Source organism: Phocicoccus pinnipedialis (assembly GCF_903994035.1).
GTDB classification, from domain to species: Bacteria; Bacillota; Bacilli; order Staphylococcales; family Salinicoccaceae; genus Phocicoccus; species Phocicoccus pinnipedialis.
This window is the reverse complement of the sequence record NZ_CAJEWB010000010.1, coordinates 455,796-478,616: the sequence shown is the minus strand read 5'-3', so window position 1 is coordinate 478,616 and position 22,821 is coordinate 455,796. Positions and strand designations below refer to the sequence as shown.

The window sequence follows — 22,821 nt, the reverse complement described above, 5'->3', positions numbered from 1 at the left end:
ATGCGTCAAACACAAATGTTTATACCAACACAAAGAGAAGTACCATCTAGTGCAGAGAGCTTAAGCCATAGATTGATGTTACGATCAGGAATGATTAAACAGCTTGCTGCTGGGATATATACATATCTGCCTATCACAAAATTAGTTTTAAATAATATCGAACAAATCGTTAGAGAAGAAATGAGTGCAATTGGAGGAGCAGAAGTTCTAATGCCAGTAATGCACCCTAAAGAATTATGGGAAGAGTCTGGCAGGTGGGAAAAATACGGTAGTGAATTAATGAGAATGAAGGACCGTCATGACCGTGATTTTGCTCTAGGACCAACCCATGAAGAAGTAATAGTTTCACTTGTTCGTGACGAGTTAAAGAGCTATAAGAAATTACCTCTAACTCTATATCAAATTCAAACAAAGTTCAGAGATGAACTTAGACCGAGATTTGGACTATTACGTGGGCGAGAGTTCATAATGAAAGATGCATATTCTTTCCACGTTGATGAAGAATCACTTAGAAAAACGTATCAAGATATGTATCAAGCATATACAAACATCTTCACGAGAGTAGGACTGGATTTCAGAGCGGTTGAAGCGGACAGTGGAGCTATCGGTGGTTCACACACACATGAGTTCATGGCTTTATCAGAAATCGGTGAAGACACTATAGCGTACACAGAAAATAGTGACTATGCGGCTAACATTGAAAAAGCTGAGTGTTTAAAACCTACAGAGTTTAGTACTGTAGAGAAAAAAGAAGTTGAGAAAATTGAAACACCGGGTGTTGCATCATGTCAAGCGTTAGCTGATCTAATCGGTATCGACCTAAAAGAAACGACGAAAACTATGGTTGTGAAAATCGACGGAGAACTCGTTATGATTGTAATCCGTGGTGACCATGAACTAAACGACATTAAAGTTAAAAAGTATTTCGACGCTCAAAATGACGTTGAATTTGCTGAGGAAGAAGAAATACTAGAAATATTTAATGCACATCCAGGATCTCTAGGACCTATAAACTCACCAGTTAAAGTGTATATCGACTACCAAATCGAAGCGATGAGAAACTATCCAGTAGGAGCAAACATCGACGGATATCACTATAAGAACGTTAATGAATCAGACTTTCCTGTAGAAGGAACTGGTGACTTTAGATTTATTACTGAAGGTGAAGTGGCACCTGATGGTAGCGGACCAGTGAAGTTTAGAGAAGGTATCGAAGTAGGACAAGTGTTCGAACTAGGTACAACATACTCTGAAACAATGGGGCTGACTGTACTAGATAAAAATGGACGTTCGACCCCAGTATTAATGGGTTGTTACGGTATTGGTATTTCACGCACGCTTTCAGCAATTATTGAGAAATACCATGATGAAAACGGAATTATCTGGCCTAAATCTGTCACACCATTCGATATTCATATCATCTCGATGAATAGCAAAAAAGATGAAATCGTAGAAGTTGCTGAATCACTTTATACAGAGCTTGAGAAGTCATACAAAGTGCTTTACGATGACAGAGATGAACGCGCAGGCGTTAAATTTGCTGACTCTGACTTAATTGGCATACCAGTTAGAGTAGTTGTTGGACGTGGCGCATCTGACGGTATAGTAGAAGTGAAGTTCAGAAATAGTGAAGAAAAACATGAAATTAAACTAGAAGAATTAAACAGCTTCATTGAAGAAAACTACAACGCGTAAATCACATGATTTACGCGTTTATTTAGGAGTGGGACTTGTGAATACAAAAGAGCAATTTAAAGTGCTTTTAACTCAATTAAATATGGAGAGTACTGATAACGCGCTCAATACAGGTCAATTAAAACGTGTCGTTGTAGATGATAATAATCGTGAGTGGCAACTACACATTCATTTTGAGACTCTTATTTCATATCCAATTTATCAACAATTAAAAGTAAACATTCATGAGACTTTTAGTATGATTGCGAATGTAGAACTCATTGTAACGACTGACGACTACAATGATAACGATGTTTATCAGTATTTGGAATCTTGCTTAGAAGGTATTAACGTGAGCCCAAACTTCTTACGCCAAGTTCTGAATACAAGAAAAACATATCAGGATGATGTACTCAGATTTATTTTTAACAATGATATTTTAAAGGATTATTTTGATAAAAACATCAAGGCTAATTTGCTCAGACAATATACAAATCTTGGCATTAACATTAAGACGATTGAATCTATAGTTGATATCGCAGTTCAACAAGAAAAAGAAAATTCAATGGATGAGCGTTTAGAAGAAGAACGCATCAAATTTTTAGAAGAGTTCCAGAAGGCACAAAGTGAAAAGTATGAGGTAGAGGATACCCCAGTTGTTAAACAGATTGGCAAGCACCTAAACTTTGATGGTGTACGGCCACTTGAAAATGTCATTGAAGAAGAATTTAACGTAAAAGTGGAAGGCGTAATATTCTCTAAAGATGTCATCACAACGAGAACGGGTAAGAAAATACTTAACATGAAAGTTACGGATTATACTGACTCGATTCAAGTGAAGAAGTTCGGACGTAATGGTGAGGAAGATGTATTCGAAGCACTATCTAAAGGTGACTGGGTCATCATTGAGGGTAACGTGGAATATGATGAATTTGCTCGTGACCTCGTATTAAACTTGCGTGCATTGACGCTAATCGACAAACCAAAACACACGGACAGCAGTGAAAGCAAGCGTGTTGAACTACATCTTCATACAATGATGAGTGCGATGGACGGCGTAACGAAAGTTCAAGAATTCATTGACCGTGCAGAAGAATATGGTCATACGAGTATCGCAATCACAGACCACAATAACGTTCAAGCATTCCCAGAAGCGTATAACTATGCGAAAGGAAAAGACATCAACGTTATCTTTGGTATGGAAGCAAACCTTGTTAACGATGGTGCACGCCTGGCATTTAAAGAGAAAGATGTCTTATTTGAAGACAGCACTTTTGTCGTGTTTGACGTTGAGACTACAGGTTTATCGAGTCGATTCGATAAAATTATTGAGCTCGCAGCAGTGAAAGTTCAAAATGGTGAAATTGTCGATAAGTTTGAGAGTTTCATCAATCCACATGAGCCATTATCAGAAGTGATTAAAAACTTAACAGGTATCACAGATGGAATGCTCGTTGATGCACCAGAGTTTAAAGATGTGATCCCTGAATTTAAAGAATGGGTTGGTGACGCAATTTTTGTTGCGCATAACGCAACATTTGATATGGGCTTTATCGACACAGCGTATGAAAAGCTTGGATTTGGGCCATCTATAAATGGAGTGATTGATACTCTAGAGATAACAAAAGTTTTAAACAAAGATTTAAAACGACATAACTTAGCTGCGCTTTCTAGATACTATAACGTTGAATTGGTCAGTCACCATAGAGCTATCTATGACGCAGAAGCGACGGGTTACATCTTTATTAAAATGCTTCAACAGTTAAAAGAAGTGGGTATTAAGAAACATAGTGAACTGAACACTTTAGCAAGAGAAGATGCATATAAACTTGGGCTACCAGATCACGCAATAATTCTAGTTAAGACTCAAGAAGGATTGAAAAACTTATTCAAGATTGTCTCAGATTCTCTGACAAATAGTTTTTATCAAGTACCACGTGTGCGAAGAAGTGTATTAGAAGCGCATCGCGAAGGGTTGTTAATCGGTAGTGCATGTGACAACGGCGAAGTTTTCAGTGCAATGTTACAAAAATCCTATGAAGCCGCACGTGATGTTGCACACTTCTATGATTATTTAGAGATATTCCCAAAATCGTTATACAATAACCTTTTCGCACGTGAGATGATAAAAGATGATGACATGTATGAAGAAATTGTGCACAACATGATTGCACTAGGAAAAGAGTTGGGTATTCCGGTAGTAGCGACAGGTAACGTACACTACCTTGATCCTAAAGATAAACTTAGAAGAGAGATTATTATTAAAGGTAACCCAGGGAACCCGCTTTCACGTTCGGTTCTTCCAGACGCACATTTTAGAACGACGACTGAAATGTTGAAAGACTTTGATTTCTTAGGTGAAGAACTAGCCTTTGAAATTGTCGTAAAAAATACGAACCTAATCGCAGATATGATTGAAGATGTAGAAGTCATCAAGAAAGATCTGTATACGCCAAAAATCGAAAATGCAGAACAAGAAATCGAAGATATGACTTATGCTAATGCAAAAAAGTTATATGGTGAAAACCTTCCTAAGATAATAAAAGAGCGCTTAGAATTCGAACTTAAGAGCATCATTGGTAACGGATTTAGTGTGGTTTATCTGATTTCTCAAAAACTCGTTAAGAAGTCGCTAAATGACGGCTACCTAGTTGGTTCTCGTGGGTCAGTAGGATCATCACTGGTGGCCACAATGATGGAGATTACAGAAGTAAATCCAATGCCACCGCATTATATCTGTCCAAAGTGTAAAGAAAGTCATTTCTTTAATGACGGTAAATATAGCTCGGGTTATGACTTACCAGATAAAAATTGCGAAGTATGTGACGTTCGACTTATAAAAGAAGGACAAGATATTCCGTTCGAAACGTTTCTAGGATTCGAGGGAGACAAAGTACCGGATATTGACTTGAACTTCAGTGGTGAATATCAGGCACATGCACATGCTTATACGAAAGAGCTCTTTGGTGAAGAATACGTATATCGTGCAGGAACAATTTCAACACTTGCTGATAAAACGGCATTCGGTTATGTTAACGGGTATATGAACGATCATGGTCTCGTCAAACGTAAGGCTGAAATTGATCGTCTTGCGAGTGAAGCGGAAGGTATTAAAAGAACAACAGGACAACACCCGGGTGGTATCATTGTAATTCCAGACTACATGGATGTGTTTGACTTCACACCAATTCAATATCCAGCAGATGATACTGAAGCAGAGTGGCGTACAACACACTTTGACTTCCATTCAATCGATGAAAACGTCCTGAAGCTTGATATATTAGGACACGTTGATCCCACAATGATTCGTATGCTTGAAGATTTAACAGGTCTTGATCCAAAAACAATACCTACAAACGATGAACGCACGATGAGCCTTTTTAAAGGACCAGAAACTTTAGGTGTCACTAGGGAAGAAATTCACTCAGAAACAGGTACGTATGGTGTACCAGAATTCGGTACAAACTTCGTACGTGAAATGTTAGTAGATACGAAGCCAAGCACGTTCGGTGAACTCGTCCAAATATCAGGGCTGTCCCACGGTACAGACGTATGGCTTGGGAACGCACAAGATTTAATTCGAAAAGGAATTTGTGACCTATCAAGCGTAATCGGTTGTCGTGATGACATCATGGTGACCTTAATGTATAAAGGACTTCCACCAGCAGTAGCTTTCCAAATTATGGAGAGTGTGCGTAAGGGTCGAGGCCTTCGTCCTGAATGGATTGACATCATGAAAGAAAATGGTGTAGAAGATTGGTATATCGAATCATGTAAGAAGATCAAATACATGTTCCCTAAAGCTCACGCATCAGCATATGTATTAATGGCATTTAGAATCGCGTACTATAAAGTCCACTATCCGAAAGAGTACTATGCAACATACCTTTCAGTTCGCGCAACTGACTTCGACTTACTCCTTATGACAAGAGACCGTTCAACGGTGAGTGCACGCGTAAAAGAAATGAAAGATGAATACAATGACTTATCTAAGAAGGAAAGAGACTTACTTGTAGTATTAGAAGTCGTAAACGAAATGCTTCATAGAGATATTAAGATGAAGCCTGTCGACATTGAAAAATCGGATCCAATTAACTTCATCATCGATGGAGATAGCCTAATTCCACCGTTTGTTGCAGTACCGGGTCTTGGTGCTGGAGTTGCACGTACAATTGCTAAAGTGCGTGAAACTGAGAAGTTTATCTCTAAAGAAGATCTGAACAAAAAAGCCGGTGTATCTCAGAAAGTAGTAGAGTATTTAACAGAGCTCGGCAGCTTGGACCATTTACCAGATAAAGCACAGCTTTCAATATTCGACATTTAAATTGATACATGGTATAATATCATTGATATTAAATACTGTAATGGGGAGAAGAGCGCACGCAAGTACGCTCTTTTCTTACGTTCTGATTGAGGTGAAGTGACACATGAATAGTAGAGAAACAAGTATTTTTAAACATGCTGAACCCGTTGTACGTGAACTCGGCTACAAACTCATTGAAGTTGAATATGCAAAAGAAGGTCCGGACTATTTTCTAAGAATATATCTAGATAAGCCAGGAGGAATTACACTGGATGACTGTGTAAGAGCAAGTGAGGTCCTCGGGGATAAGCTTGATGAATGGGATTTAATTCCCGGAATGTATTTCTTAGATGTGTCATCTCCTGGCGCTGAGCGTCCAATCAAGGATGATGAAGATTTAGAAATGACACTGGATAATGGTATCTATGTAAAGACTTACCAAAACATAGACGGTAATAAAGAGTGGACTGGAATATTAAAGTCTTTCGATGCAGACACGGTAACAGTGATGTACCGTGATAAAAGTCGAGAAAAAACAGTTGATATCGATAGAAGTTTAATTGCTACGATTAGAAAAGCAGTTTTACTATGAACGGAGGAAGTTTAGTGAATCAGGAATTATTGAATGCGATTGAGTACATTCAAAAGGAAAAAAATATTCCGACTGAAGTATTGATTGAAGCTATTGAAGCAGCATTACTTACTGCTTACAAAAGAAACTATGTGGATCATAAAAATGTCCGCGTTGAACTAAGCATGGAGACAGGTAATTACCGCGTCGTTTCTCGTAAAGACGTTGTAGAGGAGGTACTTGATCCTAGAGAAGAAATCGATCTTCATACAGCGCGTACTTACAACCCAGCTTATGAAATTGGTGACCCGTTTGATGAGGATGTAACACCAGAAGACTTCAACAGAGTAGGTGCTCAAGCAGCGAAACAAGCAGTGATGCAACGCATTCGTGATGCAGAACGTGAAATTCTATTTGAAGAATACATTGGAAAAGAAGATGAACTTATTATCGGTGTAATTGATAGAATTGACCACCGTTTCGTATACGTATCACTTGGTAAGACAGATGCTGTTTTATCTGAAGCAGAGCGTATCCCAGGTGAGGAATATAAACCAGGAGATCGTATAAAAGTTTACTTAAACAAAGTAGAACAAACGACACGCGGTCCCCAAATTTATGTGTCTAGAACACATCCTAACCTTCTTAAGAGATTATTCGAAGAAGAAGTGCCTGAAATTTATGATGGCACAGTAGAAATTATGAGTGTTGCGCGTGAAGCGGGAGAGCGCTCAAAGATTTCCGTACACGCTATTAACAGTGACGTTGATGCTGTTGGATCTTGTGTAGGCGCACGTGGCGCGCGTGTAGAGGCTATTGTAGACGAACTTTCTGGAGAGAAAATTGATATCGTACTTTGGGATGAAGACCCTAAAGTTTATGTGAAAAATGCACTCTCACCTTCAGAAGTCATTAATGTAAATGTTAATGAAGAACAAAAATCAACAACTGTAATTGTACCGGATCATCAACTATCATTAGCAATTGGTAAACGCGGGCAAAACGCGAGACTAGCTGCTAAACTTACTGGTTGGAAAATCGACATCATATCTGAGTCTGATTTTGAAAACAAAGACGATGAGTCGGACACAGGCGCAGAAGAAATTACTGAATAAGAGGTGTTTCTATATGGTGCGTAAAATACCGATGAGAAAAGATATTTTATCTGGTGAAATGTTTAAAAAACAAGACTTGATTCGTATTGTGAAAACAAAAGACGGAGAAGTATTTGCAGATGAGACAGGTAAGAAAAATGGACGCGGTGCATATGTGGTCAAAGATTTAGAAAAAGTTAATGATGCGCGCAAGAAAAAAATCTTGGAGTCAAAATTAAAAGTAGACTCAGAAAAACTCGGACCAGTTTATGACGAAATCATACGTTTAATTTACCGAGAGGATATTCCAAAGCGATGAGTAAAGTACTCAATATGCTTGGTTTAGCAACACGGGCTAGAAAAGTAACCAACGGTGAAGAATTAACTTTAGAAGCAATTAAGAAAAACCAAGTTCAACTCGTATTTTTAGCGAGTGACGCAGGAGATAGTACAAAAAAGAGAATCGAAAATAAATGCAAAAGTAAAAATATTCCACTTGTGACAGAGTTTACAAAAATTGAACTTTCTATGGCTACCGGGGCATTAAATAGGGTAGTTATAGGAGTAATGGATAGTGGATTTAGAAAACGCATGCTCGAGCTCTTATAGGAAAGGAACGTGTTTCAATGAGTAAGATGAGAATTCATGAATACGCGAAAGCTCATGATTTACAGAGTAAAGATGTAATCGACACATTAAATGCTAATGGCGGAGATTTCAAAAGCCATATGGCATCATTAGAGGAAGAAGACATTAAAGTCCTCGATGAAAAATTTAAGAAGGCAGAGCCTAAAAAAGTAAGTAAGAAGCCTGAAAGTAAGAAACCTGAACACAAGAAGCAAGATAAAAATAACAAGAAACAAAATCAAGCTCATGGTAAGAACAATAAGAAACAAACCAATAAGCAAGACAAGAACAAACAAAATAAAGACAACAATGCGAAAAAAGACCATGGTAAAGATAAAAATGCACCAGCTAAAGAAGAAGGACCTAAAGTATTCACGTTTGTTGAAGGAATTACTGTTGGTGAACTTGCTGAAAAAATTGGCGTAGATGCATCTAAAGTTGTTAAAGACTTATTCATGTTAGGTATCATGACGAATATCAACCAATCATTAGATAATGAGGCAGTAGAGATCGTTGCTGATAACTACGGCTATACAGCTGAACAAGAAGTGATTGTAGATGACACGGACCTAGACGTTTACTTTGAACTTGATGAATCAGTTCTAAATGAAGAACGTCCAAGTATCGTTACAATCATGGGACACGTTGATCATGGTAAAACGACACTTCTTGACTCTATCAGAAATGCAAATGTAACTGATGGTGAAGCGGGTGGAATTACACAGCATATCGGTGCTTACCAAATCAATTGGAACGACAAAGATATCACTTTCCTTGATACACCAGGACACGAAGCATTCACAACAATGCGTGCACGTGGTGCGCAAGTAACAGATATCACAGTGCTAGTTGTAGCAGCTGATGACGGTGTAATGCCACAAACAATCGAAGCATTAAACCATGCTAAAGCAGCAGAAGTACCGATTATTGTAGCTGTAAACAAGGTGGATAAACCAACAGCCAACCCAGATAGAGTAATGACCGAGCTAGGTGAATATGGACTATTCCCAGAAGACTGGGGAGGAGACACAATCTTCGTACCACTATCAGCATTAACAGGTGAAGGTATCGATGATCTCCTTGAAATGATCACTCTTGTTAGTGAGATGCAAGAACTTAAAACTACTGAAGATCGTGAAGCAATCGGAACAGTTATTGAAGCAGAACTCGATAAATCACGTGGACCAGTTGCGACTTTACTTGTTCAACACGGTACATTAAATGTAGGTGATACACTTGTAGTGGGTAACACTTACGGTAAAGTACGTGCGATGGTAAATGACCTAGGTAAACGTATTAAAACTGCAGGACCAAGTTTACCAGTTGAAGTTACTGGCTTAAATGATATTCCTGAAGCTGGAGACCGTTTTGTTGTCTTTAAAGATGACAAGAAAGCACGACAAATTGGTGAACAACGTGCTGAAAATAAAGTGCTTCGTGACAGAGAGGTTACAAACAAAGTCAGCTTAGAAAATCTCTTCGAAACCCTTAAAGAAGGCGAACTAAAAGACTTAAACTTAATCTTAAAAGCAGATGTACAAGGTACAGTTGAAGCACTTGCTGCATCACTTATGAAAATCGATGTTGAAGGTGTAAACATCCGCATCATCCACACTGGTGTAGGTGCAATAAACGAATCAGACGTAACGTTAGCTAATGCGTCAAACGCGATTATTATCGGATTTAACGTACGACCAGATGCAAATGCTCGTCGTACTGCAGATTCAGAAAAAGTAGATATTCGACTGCACAGAGTTATCTACAAAGCACTTGAAGAAATTGAACAAGCAATGAAAGGTATGCTCGACCCAGAGTACGAAGAGAAAGTTATTGGTAATGCTGAAGTACGTCAGACATTCAAAGTATCTAAAGTTGGTACAATTGCAGGATCTTACGTGTTAGATGGTAAAATCACAAGAGACTCAGGCGTCCGCGTTATCCGTGACGGCATTGTAATTTTCGAAGGCGAACTTGATGCACTTAAACGTTTCAAAGATGATGTGAAAGAAGTTGCTGCAGGATACGAATGTGGTATCACTGTAAAAAATTATAATGACCTTAAAGAAGGCGACATTATTGAGGCATTTATTATGGTTGAGATTGAGAGGGTTTAATTATGGTAAAACGATCTGACCGAGTAGCTGAAGAAATTAAAAAAATAATCAGCGAAACTTTAATTACTGAAGTAAATGAAAAAGAAGACAACTTAGGTCTTATTACGATTACAGAAGTAGAAGTAACAGAAGAGATGGAGAATGCGAATGTGTTCTTCACGACTCTGAATGACGATAAAGAAAAAACAAAAGAGATGCTTAACAAATACAAAGGATTATTTAGAACAGCAGTTGCTAAAAAAATACGTATGAGAAAAGCACCAGAAATTTTCTTTAATTACGATGGATCAGTAGAATACGGAAGCCGTATTGACGAATTACTAAACAAAATTAGTAAAGAAGAGAAGTAAAGTGTTTAAGCATGCTCCCATAATGGGAGCATGCTTTTTTTAACTTTAATCTTTATACTTTCTGACCGGGATCAAGTTCGGTATAATTATAATGATAAAGTTTAGGAGATAAATTTATGTATAATGGTATTTTTGCAGTTGATAAACCGGTAGGAATGACGAGCCACGATGTGGTTGCACGAGTTCGGCGTTTAATAAATTTGAAAAAAGTAGGGCACACGGGGACTCTCGATCCAGAAGTGACTGGTGTGTTACCGATTGTTGTTGGTAGTGCAACTCAACTCACCGAAATCATGCAAGAGAGAGATAAGGGATATCGTGCGACTGTGACTCTCGGATTTAGCACGGACACTGAAGATCAGACAGGAGAAGTGGTCGAAACGTCAAATATTAACCAAGTTGATATTTCTAAGATTGACGAAGTAATTGAGAGCTTCTTAGGTGATTACGACCAACAAGTGCCAGCGTATAGCTCTGTACGTATTAACGGTAAGAAATTATATGAATATGCACGAAAGAATATCGAAGTTGAACGTCCAATTCGCACTGTGGAAATTAAAGAGATTTCGCGTGTTGGCGATATCGTAGAAGATGAAAATACGATTTCCTTCGACATAGATGTCATCTGTTCTAAGGGGACGTATGTTAGAACACTTGCTGTTGATATCGGACGTAAGCTAGGTGTTCATGCCCATATGTCAAAACTTCGGCGTACGTTATCTTGCGGTATCTTCATAGAAGAGACTACACCACTTGTTGATTTGACACCAGATGACCTAATCCCAATTATAAATATTTTAGATGATATAAAAAAAGTAGAACTCGTACATGAGAATGATATTTTTCGTATTGCAACTGGGCAAAAACTCACAGATATTGATATGATTAAAATAATTGGTTCTGATTTAGATCGCGTACTATTTACTTATGAAGAAAAGCCGGTGGGTATTTATCGTAAACATCCAACAAAGCCTGGATGGTATAAACCCTTTAAAATGTTTTTAACAAGAGAGGATTTAATGAAGTAATGGAAGTTATCAGACTGCAGTACCCAAATGAATTTAAAATAAATGAGAATGAAAACATTGCAATTGCGCTTGGTTTTTTCGATGGATTACATATTGGACACCAAAAAGTTATCAACAAAATGATTGAAATCGCAGATAAAAAAGGGTTAAAAAAAGCGGTGTTAACATTTGACCCACATCCTTCTGTTGTGTTAAATCCAAAACAACAACGCACAACCTATATCACGCCTCTCCCTATCAAAGAGAGAATACTTGAAGAGTACGGCGTAGATTATCTGTTTGTAATTAATTTCTCAAGTACTTTTGCAAAGTTGTCACCTGAAACTTTTGTAAGAGAATATCTAATTGGTAACAACGTAAAAGAAGTTATTGCAGGATTTGATTTTTCATACGGGAGTTTGGGTAAGGGTTCCATTTCCACACTTGAACAATACAAAGAATTCAATACTACGAGTATTGTAAAAGAAATAGACCATGAAAAGAAAATTTCTACGACTCGCATCAGAAAATTACTCAGTGAAGACAAGCTAGAAGAGGCAAATAGATTACTTGGTCGTTCATACGGAATCGAAGGTATTGTTGTTCAGGGTGAGAAACGCGGACGTACAATTGGGTTTCCGACAGCGAACATCGAACCGTCTTTCAAATACTTCTTACCATCACTTGGAGTTTATGCGGTAACAATGACGATTGGATCTGATCCTAAAATCTATAAAGGTGTCGCATCTATTGGTGTGAAACCAACATTCCATGAAAACCATAAAGTGACAATCGAGGTTCATATCATTGATTACGACCAAACGATTTATGGTGAGACAGTCATGGTATACTGGGAGCATTTCATTCGACATGAACTTAAATTTGATGGGTTAGATGCTCTAATCGAAGCAATTCAAGACGATAAAAACAAGGCAATTGAGTTATTAAAAGATAAATAGAAATGCGCACATCACTTGATAAAGTGAGTCGAGTTTTGTATACTTATCTAAGTGCTTTATCTTGGTGATTAGAAACTCCAACTGTCACTCGGATATTAGCGTATAAAGAAAAAGGAGGATATTGCTATGTCAATGTCAAAAGAAAGAAAACAACAATTAATCGAAGAGTACCGCGTACACGAAACTGATACTGGATCTCCAGAAGTTCAAATCGCAGTTCTTACTGAAGAAATCAACACTTTAAACGAACACTTACGTACTCATAAAAAAGACCACCACTCACGTCGTGGACTTCTTAAAATGGTAGGTCGTCGTAAACACCTATTAACTTACTTACGTGATAAAGACGTTCAACGTTACCGTGAATTAATCGGTAAACTTGGCTTACGTCGTTAACATAGTAGAATGAAGGCATGTTTCCTTATTTTATAGGAGGCATGCCTTTTATTTTTAAGGTTTATATTATAGATATACAAGCGTATTATTATATCGCTAAAAAAAGAATCGCGAATTCAAATTCCTTAATGAACACAATGTTTAGACTCACTTTTTTGGTATAATATAAGGAATAAAAATGGTATGATAAAGAGAGTGTATATAGAGGAGAGTATAAAAATTATGAGCGAAACAAACAAACAGGTGTTTGAAACAGAATGGGCAGGACGTCCATTAATCGTTGAGTATGGCGAAGTAGCTAAACAAGCGAATGGAGCTGTACTTGTACGTTACGGAGATACTGTGGTCTTATCTACAGCTACAGCATCCAAAGAACCTAAAGATATCGACTTTTTCCCATTAACAGTTGCTTTTGAAGAAAAATTATATGCAGCAGGTAAAATCCCGGGAGGATTTAATAAGCGCGAAGGTCGTCCAAGTGAAGAAGCAACATTGACGAGCCGACTGATCGATAGACCGCTTAGACCTTTATTTCCAGATGGCTTTAGACATGATGTTCAAATCATCTCATCTGTATTATCAGTAGATCCAGAGGCGTCTACTGCAATGGCAGCTATGCTAGGATCATCGCTTGCATTATCAGTATCTGATATTCCATTTAACGGACCAATTGCTGGCGTTAAAATTGGTTTGGTTGATGGGGAATTCATTGTGAATCCAAGTGAAGATGCTTTAAACTCATCTGAATTAGAATTAGATGTTGCAGGTACTTACGAAGCAATCAATATGGTTGAAGCGGGAGCCAAAGAAGTACCTGAGGATAAAATGCTAGAAGCGATTCTTTTTGCACATGAAGAAATAAAGAAAGTTATCGATTTCGAAAACAAAATTATTGAAACAATCAACCCAGAAAAAATGGAATTCGTTCCAGCAGAAGTTGACCCTTCATTAAAAGCTCGAGTCATTGAAATTGTAGAAAAAAACAATTTTTCCGATGCGATTCTTACTGTGGACAAGCAAGAACGTGAATCACAAATAGGTGAAATTCGTGAAAAAGTAATCGCACTCTTTGACGAAGAGAGCGAAACGTATGAAACGGACGTTAAAGTAGCACGTGGTGTATTTGAAGAAATGATATACGATGAAGTACGTCGTTTAATTACTGAAGACAAAATCCGTCCAGACAGACGTAAGCCAGACGAAATTAGATCATTAGATTCCCAGGTTGGTTTATTACCAAGAACACACGGTTCAGGTCTATTTACACGTGGGCAAACGCAAGTGCTCTCAGTAGCAACTTTAGGCTCTATGAGTGAATATCAAATCATAGACGGCCTTGGTGAAGCAAGTGAAAAACGTTTTATGCACCATTATAATTTCCCACATTTCTCAGTAGGGGAAACAGGGCCATTACGTGCGCCTGGTCGTCGTGAAATTGGACACGGTGCATTAGGGGAGCGCGCATTACAACAAGTAATTCCATCAACTGAGGAATTCCCATACACAATCCGCGTTGTTTCTGAAGTATTAGAATCAAATGGTTCATCTTCACAAGCATCGATCTGTGGTGGAACACTCGCTTTAATGGATGCAGGTGTACCAATCAAAGCACCAGTAGCTGGCATTGCTATGGGTATGATGATGAAAGACGGTAACTACACAATTCTTTCAGATATCCAAGGTATGGAAGATGCATTAGGTGACATGGACTTTAAAGTAGCAGGAACTGAAAAAGGTATCACCGCAATTCAAATGGATATTAAAATTGATGGTTTAGCAGAAGAAATTCTTCGCGAATCATTAGAACAAGCGAGAGTTGGACGACTACACATCTTAGAAAATATGTTAGCAACAATTAAAACACCAAGAGAAGTACTCTCAAAATATGCGCCTAAAATTGAAACAATGTCAATCAAACCAGACAAGATCCGCGATGTTATTGGACCTGGTGGTAAGAAAATCAATGAAATTATTGATGCTACAGGTGTAACTCTAGATATCGAACAAGATGGTACAATCTTCATTGGTGCAGTAGATCAAGAAATGATCTCAAAAGCACGTAAAATTATTGAAGACATCACACGAGAAGCTGTTGTTGGTGAAGTGTACATGGGCACAGTTAAACGCGTTGAAAAGTTCGGTGCATTCGTAGAATTATATAAAGGTAAAGACGCACTTGTGCACGTATCTCAACTCGACAACAAGCGTGTTGAAAAAGTGGAAGACTTTGTTAAAATTGGCGATCAGTTCTTAGTTAAAGTAACTGAAATCGATAAACAAGGCCGGGTAAATGCATCACGTAAAGTATTATTAAAGAATGATGAAGAGAAAAAAGATAAGTAAGGAGGGGTAAAGTTGGCAGAGAAAAAAGAAGATACAGTAAAAATCAAAATCATCCCTCTAGGGGGTGTTGGCGAAATCGCTAAAAACATGTACATCGTCGAAGTAGAGGATGAAATGTTTATCCTAGATGCAGGATTGATGTTCCCAGAGGATGAAATGCTCGGTGTCGATGTCGTAATCCCTGACATTACTTATGTCAAAGAGAACAAGGAACGCCTAAAAGGAATCTTTGTTTCTCACGGACATGAGGATTCAATTGGTGCTTTACCTTACATCATAGAAGAGTTAAATGCGCCAATTTATGCATCAAAATTAACAATTGGTTTAATTAAAGAGCGATTTAAAGAGCATAGGGTTAGAAAGAAACAAAAATTCTTTACAATCAATAGTGAATCAAGAATGAACTTTAAAAACTGTTCATTTGAATTCTTTGAAACATCACATACAATCCCAGACTCATACGGATGCTCAATTGAGACGAAATGGGGGAAGATTGTTTACACTGGTGAATTTAAGTTCGATCAAAGTCTAGAAGGTGATTACGGTTATAACATGGGTAAAATGTATGAGATTGCTAAGAGCAAAGATGTACTTGCACTCATCAGTGATTCTACTGAAGCAGAAAAACGTGGTTACAATACACCTGAAAACATCATTGAGAGTCATATATTAAGTGGCTTCTTAAAAGTTCGCGGTCGAATCATCGTATCTACTTATGCTTCTAACTTTGTTAGAATTCAACAAGTATTAACCAATGCGCACAAAGCGAACCGTAAAGTGACGTTCTTAGGGAAGACTCTAGAGTCTAGCTTTAAAGTTGCCAGAAACTTAGGCTATTTTGATATTCCCGAAGGATTATTAATTCCTTCACACGAACTTAAAAAATACCCTGACAACGAAGTTGTCATTATAGCTACTGGTTCACAAGGTGAGCCGATTGAAGCTTTAGGTCGTATGAGCAGAGGTTCCCATGATGTGACGAACATCAAAGAGGGCGATGAGGTATATATCTTAACGACTCCATCTTCAAATATGGAAGTAGTATTATACAGTACGATAAACGATTTAGTAAAAGCTGGTGCAGAAGTTAATACACCTACTTCAGACATTCATGCTTCAAGTCATGGCTTAAGTGAAGAATTAAAAATGATGTTAAACATATTTAAACCAGAATACTTCATCCCAGTTCAAGGGGAGTTTAAAGAACAAATTGCACACGCAAAACTTGCGACAGAAACAGGTGTTGATCCTGAAAAGATTTTCTTACTAGAAAAAGGAGATGTTGTAAGCTTTAATGGGAAAGAAATGTCTTCAAGTGATAAAGTAACAGCGGGTAATGTATTAATCGACGGTAAAGGTGTTGGCGACGTTGGTAACATCGTATTACGTGACCGGAGAATCTTAAGTGAAGATGGCATCTTCATTGCGGTAGTTACAATTGACCGTGAGACAAGAACTATTGAAGCAGGACCTGAGATTCAATCACGAGGGTTTGTGTATGTTAAAGAGAGCGAAGAACTACTAAAACAATCAGAAGCTCTCGTAAGAGAAATTGTTGAAGAGTCGTTATCAAATAGACGTGTCGATTATAGTACACTTAAACAAAATGTAAGAGATGCTCTAGGAAAGTATCTATTTGAAAACACCAAACGCAGACCAATGATTATTCCAATCGTTTCTGAAATATAATCACACTATGGAGATACTCGCAAGTATCTCCTCATTTTTTATTTATTGAAAGGACTTTTGCTATGGCGAGAAAGAAAAGTACGAGACGTAGTAAAAAGAAGGATAGACAACGATATTTTGCCCTCACGAGCTTTGTATTAATTTTAATTATATTAATTTCATTCTTTCAACTTGGCTCAGTTGGTTCATATATCGATTCCATGTTTACGTATCTTTTTGGAACGAGTCGATACTTTACGTATGTAATAATTGTGCTGACTAGTATTTATGTAGCAATGAACCACCATTTCCCGTTTACTAGACGTATGATGGGCTATGTATTCTTACAATTTGGATTCATTTACTTATTCCACAGTATTCTTTACTTTACGAATCGTCCACTCACTAAAAATTACTACACATTTATGGAAACCAGAGCACTTATTGAAGAAACAAGGTTTAAAAACTTCACTGGTGGTGGAACAATTGGTCAGTCGATGTTCTCATTCTTAAGCAGTGGAATTAGCTTCATTGGAACGGTGATGTTATCTTTCGTATTTATCTACTTTGCGATTATTTTAATTAGAAACCAAAGTATTGAAGCAGTGCTCAGAAGAGATTTCGTTAAAGTTGGCGAAATGTTCAAGAGTATATTCATGAAGATCAGTGAAACTGTATCATCACAAAGAGTAAAATCTAAAGCTAGAGAGAATAAAGAGAAGTCTGATACACCTTCTGGTGAAGATAATGCTTCCAGATTAAAAAAGAAGCATTCGCGTAAGAAGCCACTTCTAGATGCCCTTAAGAAAAAAGAAACGAAAGATGAAGTGACAGTCAAAGAGGCTCAAGAAAGATTTGAACCACAAATTTTTGTTTCAGATGAGGAGTACAAAGATACTAATGAAAGCTCAACTTTAGAAGTTAATGAGGAAGAATCAGACCTCAAGATTGAAACTGAGAAAGATGACTCTGTAGAGCTTGAGTACGAGGAAGAAGAACTTGACGAAACGATTACCATAGACGCACCTAAAGCAAATACAGAAGAAGATGAACTCGACGATTCTGAGATCAAAGCACTTATCGAATATAAAGTACCACCAATCACATTGCTTAAAGATGCCGATAATGTTGAGAAAGTATCAAACAAAGAAGTTTTACAGCAGGGGAAAGTCTTAGAGGAAACACTACACAATTTTGGTGTAAGCGCGAAAGTTTCTAAGATTCGTATTGGTCCGGCTGTAACGCAATTTGAAATTCAGCCAGATATCGGGGTTAAAGTTTCTAGAATTATCAATCTACAAAATGATATTGCACTCTCTTTAGCAGCTAAAGATATTCGTATTGAAGCACCGATTCCTGGTAAATCAGCAGTGGGTATTGAAGTGCCCAACTCGGTTGTTTCGATGGTAACTCTACGTGAAGTGATGAAGCGTAAATCATCTAGTAACGTATTAGAAGTAGGGCTTGGTAAAGATATTTCCGGAGCACCGATCATGGCAGAACTTAACAAGATGCCTCATTTACTTGTAGCAGGTTCTACAGGGAGTGGTAAGTCAGTATGTATTAACGGGATTATCGTATCAATACTACTTAATGCAAAGCCGCATGAAGTGAAACTGATGATGATTGACCCTAAAATGGTAGAATTAAATGTTTATAATGGGATTCCGCATTTGCTTAGTCCTGTCGTGACGAATCCACAGAAAGCTGCAGATGCGTTAAATAGAATCGTGAATGAGATGGAACGTCGTTATGACTTATTCAGTGCGACACACACGAAAAATATCTCAGCTTACAATAAATATTTAAAGAAAAACGCTGAGAATCCGGAAAAGGTCACACAGATGCCTTATATTGTTGTCATTATTGACGAGTTGGCAGACCTGATGATGGTCGCATCAAAAGATGTCGAAGCATCAATTACGAGAATTGCTCAGATGGCACGTGCTGCAGGTATTCACCTGATTATTGCAACTCAGCGTCCTTCTGTTGACGTTATTACAGGTATTATTAAAGCAAACATTCCATCGCGAATCGCGTTCTCCGTCAGTTCATCTACTGATTCGCGTACAATCATTGATTCTGGTGGAGCAGAAAAACTACTCGGTAGAGGGGACATGCTTTTCTTACCTTCCGGACGCTCTAAACCACTACGTGTTCAGGGTGCGTTTTTATCAGACGAAGAAGTGATCGACGTTGTAGAATTTGTAACATCACAAATGAAAGCAAACTACGAAAAATCGGTTATTTTAAATCAAGAGAAAAAAGAGGTAGAGGAAGTTGAATCAGAAGACGAACTATACGGTGAAGCGAAATGGTTCGTTATAGAAGAACAGCGCGCTTCTGCAAGTTTACTTCAGAGACAATTTAGAATTGGGTATAACCGTGCAGCACGACTCGTTGATGATCTAGAAAGAAATGGTATCATCGGACCGGCAAGTGGTTCAAAACCACGTAATGTACTCGTACAAGAGCAAGATGTATAAGGGGTTTTATATGTGAAAATTAATGAAACTACTGTAAACAATATCCCAATTATCGATATTAGAACAGATAAGTTTAAAACATTTACGATACGTATCTCATTTAGAAATACGTTAGATGAAAAAACAACAACAGTTAGAAATATACTGTCACGCATGATGGTAAAGCGTACGAAGAAGCTAAGAACTGAAACAGAGCTTGTTCAGTTCTTGGCAAAATATTATGGGGCTCACCTTACTGAGGGGACTACTAAACGTGGTGACTCACATGTCGTGAACTTCACGATTGAATTTGCAAATGAACGCTTCATTCACGAAGATTTAAATATCTTTAATGATTTATGTGAATTCTTAAATGATATGCTCACAACACCATTTGAATATAATGAGGAGTGGAGTGCTTTTCTTGAGCAAGAGAAGAGACTTCACAAGAACAAGTTGTCACTTCTCATGGATAGTTCTATGCAGCGTGCGTATATCAACATGTTAAACATCATGTTTAAAGATGAACCAAACCGTCATATGTCATTTGGTAAAATAGAACATATTGATTCGATTACCTTAGATGATATTATGAGGGAACACAAAAAGATGATGAAAGAAGATGAAATGGTCATCCTTGTTGTTGGTCAAACTTCAGACGAAGAAGTGGAATCTTTGAAAAAAATCTATTCTCGGGATAATTACGTGAAGCTTCCATATCATGGATTCGACGGACAAATAACAAATGTCATCAACTATCAAACAGATTACGAAAAGATTGAACAAGCGAAGACAATTCTAGGATTTAGAATCGAAAAAAAACAAGCAGACATGATGAGTGCTCGTATCTTCAACAGAATGTTTGGTGGGAGTGCCGCATCATATCTCTTCATGAATCTACGTGAAAAATTATCACTCGCATACCAAATTCATTCTGAACTTGATATAAAAAATGGTGTTTTATTCGCGATTGCAGGGGTTGATTTCAATAGAGTGAAGGAAACTGAAATTCATGTTATGAAGGAATTAGACAAATTCAGAAATGGAGAATTTACTGAAGAATTTCTAGAAGAATCAAAAAATCAGTTTTTATCTGCAAGACTTGATTCAATGGATAAGCCAAAAGGTGTTATCGCAACACTATATGGACATTTTTTAGCAGGCGTTGATTTTGAATACGTTGATGAACAACTGTCACGTGTAACGAGAGAATCTGTAATAAATGTGGCTAAACATACTCATCTCGATACTGTATATACATTGACTGGAGGTGAAACCAATGAAAGTGAAACATTATAAAGATATTGATGAGACAGTCTATCATGAAAAAATGAACAACGGGCTAGAAGTTATTTATATAAAAAAGAGTGGATTCAATAAGAAATTTGTTACTTATACAGCGAAGTTTGGTTCAATTGACAATGATTTTACTGTGGACGGCACGCGCTATAAAATCCCAGACGGTATTGCACACTTCTTAGAGCATAAAATGTTTGAAAAAGAAGATGGTGACGTATTCAATAAATTCTCTCAAAAAGGTGCGAATGCGAATGCGTTTACATCATATGACAGGACAACTTATCTATTTTCATGTACAGAAAATTTCTATGAAAACTTAAAACTGCTCATGGATATGGTTGAGAAACCATTTTTCACAGATGAATCAGTTAAAAAAGAAATAGGTATTATTAATGAAGAAATTAAGATGTATCAAGACAACCCAGGATTTAGAGTGTATAACCAACTACTAGAATCACTCTATCAAAAGCATCCGATTCGTATTGATATAGCGGGTACTTTAGAGTCGATCAGTGAAATCACAAAAGAAACTCTATACTTATGTCATGAGACTTTCTATGCGCCAAACAATATGGTTATGGTCATCGTTGGTGATTTCGATACTGAAGAGTTGTTTGATTTTATCCGCACACATCAAGAAAACAGAAACATTGAAGATTTAAAAGAGATTACTCATCATTTTGAAGTTGAGCCAAAAGCGGTTCTAGAAAGAATATCTGAGACTTCAATGAATGTTTCAGATACTAGACTTATGCTAGGGTTTAAATATTTAGAGCATGGTGAAGAAGACAAATATAATGAGGCCAAACGCGATATTATCATGATGTTTGCGCTAGACATGGTATTTGGAGCACAGTCGAAATTTTACTATGAGATGATTAATGAATCTTTAATAGATGAGTCATTTAACTTTGGTTTCTCTGCAGAACATACGTATGGACATACTTTGTTCACTTCACGCGGTAGTAACTCTAAAGAAGTTGTTGATAGAATCTTAGATATTATTGAAGAAGTGAAGACTACAGATTACTTCACTGAAGAAATGCTCTTATCTCAAAAGAGAGAGCTTCTCGGAGATTACTTATCTTCACTAGACTCTCCAGAGTACATCGCAAATCAATATACAAAATATTTACTTGATGGAAATAACCTTTATGAAATTCCTTCAATAGTTGAAGAAATTACACTTGAGGATGTCAAGGCAACATTCGTTGAAGTACTAGATCCTAAATATATGTCAGAATCACTGGTTGTACCTTATGAGTAATATATTAATTGTTGGCGCAACAGGAGATATCGGAAATGCTGTTCATAAACTATTTCAAAATGACAAAGTAATCAGTGTGTCAAATAAGAGGACACCAAAATTTACAAGTAAACACTACTTTATGAATCTAACTAAAGAAGTGAACCTGCGTGATTTACACGAAATGATGCAAGACTTGACTCATTTAGATGCTCTCATTTACACACCGGGTTTTTCGCATTTTGGAATGATTCAGGACGTAACAATAACTGATATGGATACGCAGTACACATTATCTATGAAGAACTTGGTGCTGTTTATTCAGGCGACACTTCCATTATTGAAAAAGAGTAAGTATGGGAGAATTATTGTTGTATCTTCAATATGGGGGCAGGCTGGTGCAAGTTGCGAAAGTATTTATGCCTCAATGAAAGGTGCACAAAATACTCTTGTAAAATCACTAGCTAAAGAGCTTGCTTTAACAAATGTTACGGTTAATGCTGTTGCTCCTGGTGTTGTGAGTGGTCATATGACGAATGAACTGAGCACGACAGATCAGGAAATATTATTAGATGAACTTCCACAAAATAAATTTATAGAACCAAATGAAGTAGCGAAACTTATCGAATTTATTTGCAGTGAATCTTCAAAATCAATCACTGGAGAGGTATTCAATATTAATGGTGGTTGGTATACTTAATGGTA

17 protein-coding genes are annotated in these 22,821 nt (G+C 37.4%); all 17 read left to right on the top strand.

Features of this window, described 5'->3' with window-relative positions; genetic code table 11:
• Positions 1 to 1,695 (top strand): proline--tRNA ligase, encoded by a 1,695-nt coding sequence (locus H9D55_RS06610; RefSeq protein WP_186077939.1) that lies wholly within the window; start codon positions 1 to 3, stop codon positions 1,693 to 1,695.
• A 37-nt stretch (positions 1,696 to 1,732) separates the two neighbouring features.
• Positions 1,733 to 5,998: a PolC-type DNA polymerase III gene (locus H9D55_RS06605; protein WP_186077938.1), complete on the top strand. Its 4,266-nt coding sequence runs from the start codon at positions 1,733 to 1,735 to the stop codon at positions 5,996 to 5,998.
• Positions 5,999 to 6,101: 103 nt separating this feature from the next.
• On the top strand, positions 6,102 to 6,569 hold the full coding sequence (rimP, locus tag H9D55_RS06600) for a ribosome maturation factor RimP (RefSeq protein ID WP_186077937.1): 468 nt from the start codon (positions 6,102 to 6,104) through the stop codon (positions 6,567 to 6,569).
• Between the two features lie 14 nt (positions 6,570 to 6,583).
• The gene (nusA, locus tag H9D55_RS06595; protein WP_377275162.1) at positions 6,584 to 7,663 is read left to right on the top strand and encodes a transcription termination factor NusA; all 1,080 of its coding nucleotides are present in this window, start codon (positions 6,584 to 6,586) and stop codon (positions 7,661 to 7,663) included.
• 13 nt (positions 7,664 to 7,676) lie between these two features.
• Entirely contained in the window at positions 7,677 to 7,961 is a 285-nt protein-coding gene (gene rnpM, locus H9D55_RS06590) for an RNase P modulator RnpM (protein WP_186077935.1), read from the top strand.
• Positions 7,958 to 8,251, top strand: coding sequence for a L7Ae/L30e/S12e/Gadd45 family ribosomal protein (locus tag H9D55_RS06585; protein WP_186077933.1), 294 nt, complete (start codon positions 7,958 to 7,960; stop codon positions 8,249 to 8,251). Before rnpM ends, H9D55_RS06585 begins: the two co-directional genes overlap by 4 nt.
• A 17-nt stretch (positions 8,252 to 8,268) precedes the next feature.
• Positions 8,269 to 10,383 (top strand): translation initiation factor IF-2, encoded by a 2,115-nt coding sequence (gene infB, locus H9D55_RS06580; protein WP_186077931.1) that lies wholly within the window; start codon positions 8,269 to 8,271, stop codon positions 10,381 to 10,383.
• Positions 10,384 to 10,385: 2 nt separating this feature from the next.
• Entirely contained in the window at positions 10,386 to 10,733 is a 348-nt protein-coding gene (gene rbfA / locus H9D55_RS06575) for a 30S ribosome-binding factor RbfA (RefSeq protein ID WP_186077929.1), read from the top strand.
• Between the two features lie 116 nt (positions 10,734 to 10,849).
• Positions 10,850 to 11,761, top strand: a complete 912-nt coding sequence (gene truB, locus H9D55_RS06570) for a tRNA pseudouridine(55) synthase TruB (RefSeq protein WP_186077927.1) — start codon at positions 10,850 to 10,852, stop codon at positions 11,759 to 11,761.
• Entirely contained in the window at positions 11,761 to 12,699 is a 939-nt protein-coding gene (locus tag H9D55_RS06565; protein WP_186077925.1) for a bifunctional riboflavin kinase/FAD synthetase, read from the top strand. The genes truB and H9D55_RS06565 overlap by 1 nt, the downstream gene beginning before the upstream one ends.
• A 126-nt stretch (positions 12,700 to 12,825) precedes the next feature.
• Positions 12,826 to 13,095: a 30S ribosomal protein S15 gene (gene rpsO, locus H9D55_RS06560; protein ID WP_186077923.1), complete on the top strand. Its 270-nt coding sequence runs from the start codon at positions 12,826 to 12,828 to the stop codon at positions 13,093 to 13,095.
• Positions 13,096 to 13,317: 222 nt separating this feature from the next.
• Positions 13,318 to 15,438 carry a polyribonucleotide nucleotidyltransferase gene (gene pnp / locus H9D55_RS06555; protein ID WP_186077921.1) on the top strand — a complete coding sequence of 707 codons (2,121 nt, stop codon included), beginning with the start codon at positions 13,318 to 13,320 and terminating at the stop codon, positions 15,436 to 15,438.
• 12 nt (positions 15,439 to 15,450) lie between these two features.
• A complete protein-coding gene (locus H9D55_RS06550; protein ID WP_235963132.1) occupies positions 15,451 to 17,127 on the top strand; it encodes a ribonuclease J in 1,677 nt (558 codons plus the stop codon).
• Positions 17,128 to 17,189: 62 nt separating this feature from the next.
• Entirely contained in the window at positions 17,190 to 19,592 is a 2,403-nt protein-coding gene (locus H9D55_RS06545; protein ID WP_186077919.1) for an FtsK/SpoIIIE family DNA translocase, read from the top strand.
• Between the two features lie 12 nt (positions 19,593 to 19,604).
• Entirely contained in the window at positions 19,605 to 20,870 is a 1,266-nt protein-coding gene (gene yfmF, locus H9D55_RS06540) for an EF-P 5-aminopentanol modification-associated protein YfmF (protein WP_186077917.1), read from the top strand.
• On the top strand, positions 20,851 to 22,137 hold the full coding sequence (gene yfmH, locus H9D55_RS06535) for an EF-P 5-aminopentanol modification-associated protein YfmH (protein ID WP_186077915.1): 1,287 nt from the start codon (positions 20,851 to 20,853) through the stop codon (positions 22,135 to 22,137). The genes yfmF and yfmH overlap by 20 nt, the downstream gene beginning before the upstream one ends.
• Positions 22,130 to 22,816 (top strand): SDR family oxidoreductase, encoded by a 687-nt coding sequence (locus H9D55_RS06530; RefSeq protein ID WP_186077913.1) that lies wholly within the window; start codon positions 22,130 to 22,132, stop codon positions 22,814 to 22,816. The genes yfmH and H9D55_RS06530 overlap by 8 nt, the downstream gene beginning before the upstream one ends.
• Positions 22,817 to 22,821: the final 5 nt, after the last annotated feature.

Excerpts from the sequence above, each read along its gene's own strand:
- H9D55_RS06545 (WP_186077919.1), top strand. The coding sequence starts at position 17,190 with ATGGCGAGAAAGAAAAGTACGAGACGTAGTAAAAAGAAGGATAGACAA.
- truB (WP_186077927.1), top strand. The coding sequence starts at position 10,850 with ATGTATAATGGTATTTTTGCAGTTGATAAACCGGTAGGAATGACGAGC.
- H9D55_RS06530 (WP_186077913.1), top strand. The coding sequence starts at position 22,130 with ATGAGTAATATATTAATTGTTGGCGCAACAGGAGATATCGGAAATGCT.
- rimP (WP_186077937.1), top strand. The coding sequence starts at position 6,102 with ATGAATAGTAGAGAAACAAGTATTTTTAAACATGCTGAACCCGTTGTA.
- H9D55_RS06565 (WP_186077925.1), top strand. The coding sequence starts at position 11,761 with ATGGAAGTTATCAGACTGCAGTACCCAAATGAATTTAAAATAAATGAG.
- infB (WP_186077931.1), top strand. The coding sequence starts at position 8,269 with ATGAGTAAGATGAGAATTCATGAATACGCGAAAGCTCATGATTTACAG.
- rbfA (WP_186077929.1), top strand. The coding sequence starts at position 10,386 with ATGGTAAAACGATCTGACCGAGTAGCTGAAGAAATTAAAAAAATAATC.
- yfmH (WP_186077915.1), top strand. The coding sequence starts at position 20,851 with ATGAAAGTGAAACATTATAAAGATATTGATGAGACAGTCTATCATGAA.
- rpsO (WP_186077923.1), top strand. The coding sequence starts at position 12,826 with ATGTCAATGTCAAAAGAAAGAAAACAACAATTAATCGAAGAGTACCGC.
- pnp (WP_186077921.1), top strand. The coding sequence starts at position 13,318 with ATGAGCGAAACAAACAAACAGGTGTTTGAAACAGAATGGGCAGGACGT.
- H9D55_RS06585 (WP_186077933.1), top strand. The coding sequence starts at position 7,958 with ATGAGTAAAGTACTCAATATGCTTGGTTTAGCAACACGGGCTAGAAAA.
- rnpM (WP_186077935.1), top strand. The coding sequence starts at position 7,677 with ATGGTGCGTAAAATACCGATGAGAAAAGATATTTTATCTGGTGAAATG.
- H9D55_RS06610 (WP_186077939.1), top strand. The coding sequence starts at position 1 with ATGCGTCAAACACAAATGTTTATACCAACACAAAGAGAAGTACCATCT.